Source organism: Streptomyces sp. 8N706 (assembly GCF_052245415.1).
Lineage (GTDB): Bacteria > Actinomycetota > Actinomycetes > Streptomycetales > Streptomycetaceae > Streptomyces.
The window spans coordinates 1-6,784 of sequence record NZ_JBQQBW010000189.1 but is presented as its reverse complement, the minus strand read 5'-3'; the positions used below and the strand labels follow the sequence as shown (position 1 = coordinate 6,784).

At 75.1% G+C, this 6,784-nt stretch carries 4 protein-coding genes and 1 pseudogene; 4 read left to right on the top strand and 1 reads right to left on the bottom strand.

Annotation, left to right across the window (positions count from 1 at the left end; all coding sequences use genetic code 11):
- Positions 1-958: pseudogene (locus ACTWQE_RS33160) on the top strand (primosome assembly protein PriA); the annotation flags it as partial.
- A 238-nt stretch (positions 959-1,196) separates the two neighbouring features.
- Here ACTWQE_RS33160 and ACTWQE_RS33155 read toward each other — a convergent pair.
- Positions 1,197-1,763, bottom strand: coding sequence for a hypothetical protein (locus ACTWQE_RS33155; protein ID WP_443332802.1), 567 nt, complete (start codon positions 1,761-1,763; stop codon positions 1,197-1,199).
- A 258-nt stretch (positions 1,764-2,021) separates the two neighbouring features.
- Here ACTWQE_RS33155 and fmt point away from each other — a divergent pair, with 258 nt between their 5' ends.
- The 3 genes from fmt to ACTWQE_RS33140 all read left to right on the top strand — a co-directional run.
- Positions 2,022-2,954, top strand: a complete 933-nt coding sequence (gene fmt / locus ACTWQE_RS33150; RefSeq protein WP_443332801.1) for a methionyl-tRNA formyltransferase — start codon at positions 2,022-2,024, stop codon at positions 2,952-2,954.
- A 414-nt stretch (positions 2,955-3,368) separates the two neighbouring features.
- Positions 3,369-5,333: an ABC transporter ATP-binding protein gene (locus ACTWQE_RS33145; protein WP_443332800.1), complete on the top strand. Its 1,965-nt coding sequence runs from the start codon at positions 3,369-3,371 to the stop codon at positions 5,331-5,333.
- A gap of 74 nt (positions 5,334-5,407) precedes the next feature.
- A partial coding sequence (locus ACTWQE_RS33140; protein ID WP_443332799.1) for an RsmB/NOP family class I SAM-dependent RNA methyltransferase occupies positions 5,408-6,784 on the top strand: 1,377 nt, incomplete at its 3' end.

The window sequence follows — 6,784 nt, the reverse complement described above, 5'->3', positions numbered from 1 at the left end:
CGCCGCCCGGCTGCCGACCCTTGCGTGGCAGGTGGTCCGCGAGGGACTGCGCACGGGCCCGGTGCTGGTCCAGGTGCCCCGCCGGGGGTACGTACCCAGGCTGGCCTGCGAGCGCTGCCGGGCCCCGGCCCGCTGCAGGCACTGCTCCGGGCCGCTGGAGGCCCGGGACGACGGCACCCTGCGATGCGGCTGGTGCGGGCGCACGGAGGGGGCCTGGCACTGCGCCGCGTGCGGGGGAGTGCGGCTGCGCGCGCAGATCGTCGGAGCGCGGCGCACGGCGGAGGAGCTGGGCCGTGCCTTCCCCGCCGTTCCGGTACGGACCTCCGGCCGCGACCATGTGCTGGACACCGTCCCCGACCGGCCCGCCCTGGTCGTCAGCACGCCGGGCGCTGAACCGGTCGCCGAGGCGGGTTACGCGGCCGCGCTGCTGCTGGACGGCTGGGCCATGCTCGGCCGCCCCGATCTGCGGGCCGGCGAGGAGGCTCTGCGCCGCTGGCTGGAGGCGGCGGCGCTCGTCCGCGGGCAGGAGGACGGGGGCACGGTGGTCGTCGTGGCCGAGCCGACGCTACGGCCCGTTCAGGCGCTGGTCCGCTGGGACCCGGTCGGCCACGCGGTACGGGAGCTGGCCGAACGGGCGGAGCTCGGCTTCCCGCCGGTCTCCCGGATGGCGGCGGTGGCCGGTCGCCCCGAGGACGTCCAGAGTCTGCTGAACTCGGCCGAACTGCCGGAAGCGATCGAGGTGTTGGGGCCCGTACCCCTGTCCGGCCCCCCGCCGGGCCGGCCGCGTCGGCCGGGTGACCCACCGTCGGGGGAGGACTGGGAGCGGGTTCTGCTGCGGGTCCGCCAGGGCAGTGGTGCGGCCCTGGCGTCCGCCCTGAAGACGGCCCAGGCGGGCCGCGCGGTGCGCCGGGAGGGGGATCCGGTCCGGATCAGGATCGATCCGCCGGACCTGGGCTGAGCGAGACGCCTCCGGCGCGGGTGGGCGGGGGAGCGGGCGGTGTGTACGCCGAGCCGCACCATCGCCCCGGTCTCCGGGGCCCAGGCACGCGTCCCTGCCTGCCGCCCCGTAGTCCGGCGCGGAGGTCGCGCCGGACCGTCGACCGGCGGGGCCTGGTCGGCCGCGGCGGGGCCGGGCGGGCGGTCAGCCGTGGTGAGGGGCCCGGAATGCGGTCGGTTGCGGCGGGCTCGGGCGGCTGTCAGCCGTGGCGGGGGCCCGGGAACGCGGTGGGGCGGGCTTCCTCCCGCACCGTGGCGGGGGCCGACTGGCCCGGCACCGAGCGCGCCGCGGGCAGGGAGGGAGCCGCGGGCAGGGAGGGATGGGACTCCGCGTGCCGCAGTCCGGGGGAGGGAGCGACCGCCACCGGGGATCCGTCCCCGCTCCGTGCCGTCTCGCTGTCGGAGCCGTTCTGCGCGGCCGTGCGCCGGGACCCGTAACGGCGGTGCACCGCCTGCTTCGTCACGCCGAGCGCCGAGCCCACCGCGTCCCAGGAGAAGCCCAGCGAGCGGTCGAAGTCGACCGCGGCCGTGACCAGGGTCTCGACGCTGTCCCGCAGCTCCTGGGCGAGCCGCACCGTGGGCGCGGGCGCCCGGCCGTAGACGACGAATCCGGCCGAGGGGCCGGAGCGCCGCGGCCGGTAGACGTTGCCCAGCTGGGCGGTCAGGGTGCGCAGTGCGTCCACCTGCCGGCGGACCCGCTCGATGTCCCGCACCAGCAGGTGCAGGCTGGCCCGGGCCTGGGCGTCGTGCGTTGCGTGGTCGGCCATGAACAAGCCTCTCGAACCGGCGTTGACAGTGACGGGCCGCAGAAGCGGCCCCATTTCGGTCAATCTCTCTTGACCAACGCGGGACCTGCCTCCGGGGTCACGGTTCAGGGGGCGCACTCCATGCCGTCGAGGGGCGCACAGCAGGGCGTACGCCCCCTGGGGGTGGAAGCCATAGACTGGTGCGCTCGGCAGCTGCGCAACTGCCCGCCCGCACCTTCCGTTTCTCGCCGTTTCCGACTGAGAGGCTGTGCACCACCGATGAAGCTCGTCTTCGCCGGCACCCCCGAGGTCGCCGTACCCGCCCTGGACGCCCTGATCGCGTCGGACCGGCACGAGGTCGCGGCCGTCGTCACGCGGCCCGACGCGCCCGCCGGTCGCGGGCGTCGGCTGGTCGCCAGCCCGGTCGCGCAGCGGGCCGAGGAGGCGGGTATCGAGGCGCTCAAGCCGGTGAAGCCGCGTGACGCGGCCTTCCTCGCCCGACTGCGGGAGATCGCCCCGGACTGCTGTCCGGTTGTGGCGTACGGTGCGCTGCTGCCGCTCGCCGCGCTGGAGATCCCCGCGCATGGCTGGGTGAACCTGCACTTCTCGCTGCTGCCCGCCTGGCGCGGCGCGGCGCCCGTCCAGCACGCGCTGCTGGCCGGCGACGAGATGACCGGCGCCTCGACCTTCCTGATCGAGGAGGGCCTGGACTCCGGCCCGGTGTACGGCGTGGTCACCGAGCACGTACGGCCCACCGACACCAGCGGTGACCTGCTGACGCGGCTCGCCTTCGCGGGCTCCGGGCTGCTCTCCGCGACGATGGACGGCATCGAGGACGGCACCCTCAAGGCCGTGCCGCAGCCCGCCGACGGCGTGACCTACGCACCGAAGATCACCGTCGAGGACGCCGCGATCGACTGGACGGCTCCCGCGCTGCGGGTGGACCGGGTCGTACGCGGCTGTGCCCCCGCGCCGGGGGCGTGGACGCTGTTCCGCGGGGAGCGGCTGAAGGTGATGTCGGTGACGCCGCTGCCGGACCGTAGGGACCTGGCTCCGGGCGAACTGTCGGTCGCCAAGAACGCGGTGGCCGTGGGGACCGGATCGCATGCGGTCGGGCTGGAGTGGGTGCAGCCGCAGGGCAAGAAGCCGATGCGGGCGGCCGATTGGGCGCGCGGCGTGCGGATCGGCGCGGGCGAGCGGCTGGAACGCTGACCGCCGGGCCGGACCGGTGAGGGACGGGGGGAGGCCCATCTCCGTGCCGTCCCGGCCGCGGCCGCATGTACGGGCGAGCGTTGTGCGGGCCGTACGGGCGAGGGCCCGAGGTCTCCGGGCCGTACGCGTGAGGGGCCGCCCGGTTGTACGGGCGACGGCCGTCCGGGCCGAGGGCGGACTGTGGGCGCGACAGGCGCCGGTGTCGTACGGTGCGCGGCGCCCGCGCTGCCCGCGCGGCGGGTGGCAGCCGCCCGTACGCGCGACGGGCGGCCGGGAGCGACGGGCGAGAGTTCTCCGGCTCTGCGGCGCGGTGCCGCGGCAGGGAAGGACTTGACCCCAACTTTCGTTGAGGTTCTACGGTCCGTTGCGTGCCGTGAACACACCGCGGCACATCGAGACCTCGGAGAGTGCCCGATGGACATGGAAGTCACCGCCTGGTCGTCGCTCCACCGCGCGACCTACGCCCAGGACAGCGACCGGAAGCCGTTCTCCCGGGCCACGTTGCGCCGGATCGGCGGCTTCGCCCGCCCGCACCGCCGCAGACTGGTCTGGTTCCTCCTGCTCAGCACGGCGACGGCGATGCTCGCGGTCGCGACGCCGCTGCTCGCCGGCCGGGTCGTCGACGCCATCGTCGACCGCTCGTCGCAGGGCCTCGTCCTCGGCCTGGCCGCCCTCATCGCAGCCATCGCGCTGGCCGAGGCCGCCTTCGGACTGGTGACCCGCCGCCTGTCGGCCACCATCGGCGAGGGCCTGATCCTCGATCTGCGCACCACGGTCTTCGACCATGTCCAGCGCATGCCGGTGGCCTTCTTCACCCGCACCCGTACCGGTGCGCTGGTCAGCCGGCTCAACAACGACGTCATCGGCGCGCAGCGGGCGTTCAGCGACACCCTCTCCGGGGTCGTGGGCAACTTTGTGATGCTGCTGCTCACGCTGGTCGTGATGATCGGGATCTCCTGGCAGATCACGCTCCTCGCCCTGCTCCTCCTGCCCGGCTTTCTGCTGCCCGCCCGGCGCGTCGGGGGCAGGCTGGCGAAGCTCCGGCGCGAGGCCGCGGACCACAACGCGGCGATGGGCACCCAGATGACCGAGCGGTTCTCCGCCCCCGGCGCCACCCTGGTGAAGCTGTTCGGACGCCCCGACGAGGAATCCGCCGAGTTCGCGGCACGGGCGGCCCGCGTCCGCGACATCGGGATCCGTACGGCCATGGTCCAGGTCTCGTTCGTGACCGCGCTGACGCTGGTCTCCGCCCTGGCCCTGGCCCTCGTCTACGGCCTCGGCGGCTTCTACGCGCTGCGCGGCACGCTCGACCCCGGCTCCGTCGTCGCCCTCGCCCTGCTGCTCACCCGCCTCTACGCCCCGCTGACCTCGCTCGCCGGGGCGCGCGTGGAGGTGATGAGTGCCCTGGTCAGCTTCGAGCGGGTCTTCGAGGTGCTGGACCTCGAGCCCCTCATCACCGACAAGCCCGGCGCGCGGCGCGTCCCCGACGGCCCGGTGTCCGTCGAGTTCGACCGGGTCAGCTTCGGCTACCCCTCCGCCGACAAGGTGTCCCTCGCCTCCCTGGAGGAGGTGGCGAACCTCGACACCCGCGGTGGTGTGGAAGTCCTGCACGAGGTGTCCTTCCGCGCCGAGCCGGGGCGGATGGTCGCGCTGGTGGGTTCCTCCGGAGCGGGCAAGTCGACGATCGCTCAACTGCTGCCGCGGCTCTACGACGCGGACAGCGGCGCCGTGCGCCTCTCGGGTACGGACCTCCGCGACCTGTCGGCCGACTCCATCCGCGAAACCCTCGGCATGGTGACCCAGGACGGGCACCTCTTCCACGACTCCATCCGCGCCAACCTGCTGCTCGCCAGGCCCGAGGCGACGGAGGAAGAGCTGTGGGAGGTGCTCCGCCGGGCGCGGCTCGAGGGGCTGGTCGCCGCGCTGCCCGACGCCCTCGACACCGTCGTCGGCGAGCGCGGCTACCGGCTCTCCGGCGGCGAGCGGCAGCGGCTCACCATCGCCCGCCTCCTGCTGGCCCGGCCCCGCGTGGTGATCCTCGACGAGGCCACCGCCCACCTGGACTCCACCTCGGAGGCGGCCGTGCAGGAAGCACTCGCCGAGGCACTGGAGGGACGTACCGCCGTCGTCATCGCCCACCGGCTCTCCACCGTCAGGGCCGCGGACCTCATCCTCGTCGTCGAGGACGGGCGGATCGTCGAGCGCGGAACGCACAGCGAACTGCTCGACGCGGGAGGCCGTTACGAGGAGCTGTACCGTACGCAGTTCGACCAGCAGGCCGCGGCCCACCCCGCCCGGCACGTCCCGCAGCACGCCTCGCAGCCGCCCGCGGAGCGGGCGCCGGATGCCCCGGCCACCGAGGGGGCGGCGCTGGCCTGAGGGGCCGCCAGGAGGCGGTAAGGACGCGACGTAGGCTGGACCTCCAGCCCCATCCTGCCCCGGAGCACATTCCCGTGAACGACCAGACTCGTCGTCGCCGTCCCGGCAAGCCCTACCGCCGCCCCCAGAAGGACCCCGTGCGCATCCTCGCCTTCGAGGCGCTGCGGGCCGTCGACGAGCGCGACGCGTACGCCAACCTCGTCCTGCCGCCGCTGCTGCGGAAGGCCCGGGAGAGCGACGGCTTCGACGGCCGGGACGCGGCGCTGGCGACCGAGCTGGTCTACGGCACGCTGCGGCGTCAGGGCACCTACGACGCGATCATCGCGGAGTGCGTGGACCGGCCGCTGCGCGAGGTGGACCCGCCGGTGCTGGACGTGCTCAGCCTGGGCGCCCACCAGCTGCTGGGGACCCGTATCCCCACACACGCCGCGGTGTCGTCCAGCGTCGAGCTGGCACGGGTCGTACTCGGCGACGGCCGGGCGAAGTTCGTCAACGCCGTGCTGCGCCGGATCGCCGCCGACGACCTCGAGGGCTGGCTGGAGCGGGTCGCCCCGCCGTACGAGGAGGACCCCGAGGAGCACCTGGCGGTCGTCCACTCCCACCCGCGGTGGATCGTCTCCGCGCTCTGGGACGCGCTCGGCGGCGGACGGGCGGGGATCGAGGACCTGCTGGACGCCGACAACGAGCGGCCCGAGGTGACGCTCGTGGCGCGGCCCGGGCGCTCCACGACGGGCGAGCTGCGGGAGGCCGTGGGGGAGGAGTCCGCGCTGCCGGGCCGCTGGTCCCCCTACGCCGTGCGGATGGCGGACGGCGGTGAGCCGGGGGCGCTCGACGCGGTCCGCGAGGGGCGGGCGGGGGTGCAGGACGAGGGCAGCCAGCTGGTCGCCGCCGCGCTGGCGAACGCGCCGCTGGAGGGGCCGGACGCGCGGTGGCTCGACGGCTGTGCCGGGCCCGGCGGGAAGGCCGCCCTGCTCGGCGCCCTGGCCGCGGAGCGCGGCGCGGCGCTGGTCGCCTCCGAGAAGCAGCCGCACCGCGCGCGGCTCGTCGAGCGGGCCCTTGCGGGCAACCCCGGCCCGTACCAGGTCATCGCCGCGGACGGCACTCGGCCGCCGTGGCGAGCGGGGTCCTTCGACCGAGTGCTCGTGGACGTGCCCTGCACGGGCCTGGGCGCGCTGCGCCGTCGCCCCGAGGCGCGCTGGCGCCGCCGTCCGGCGGACCTCGACGGCTTCGCCCCGTTGCAGCGAGGGCTGCTGCGGGAGGCGCTGAACTCCGTACGGGCCGGTGGTGTGGTCGCGTACGCCACCTGTTCGCCGCATCCCGCCGAGACACGGGCCGTGGTCGACGACGTCCTCAAGGGGCGCGGCGGGGACGCCGTCACGGCGGAGTGGATCGACGCCCGGCCGCTGATGCCGGGGGTGCCCGCGCTGGGCGAGGGCCCGGACGTCCAGCTG

Coding starts and splice junctions, on each gene's coding strand:
- ACTWQE_RS33155 (WP_443332802.1), bottom strand. CDS start 1,763: ATGGCCGACCACGCAACGCACGACGCCCAGGCCCGGGCCAGCCTGCAC.
- ACTWQE_RS33145 (WP_443332800.1), top strand. CDS start 3,369: ATGGACATGGAAGTCACCGCCTGGTCGTCGCTCCACCGCGCGACCTAC.
- fmt (WP_443332801.1), top strand. CDS start 2,022: ATGAAGCTCGTCTTCGCCGGCACCCCCGAGGTCGCCGTACCCGCCCTG.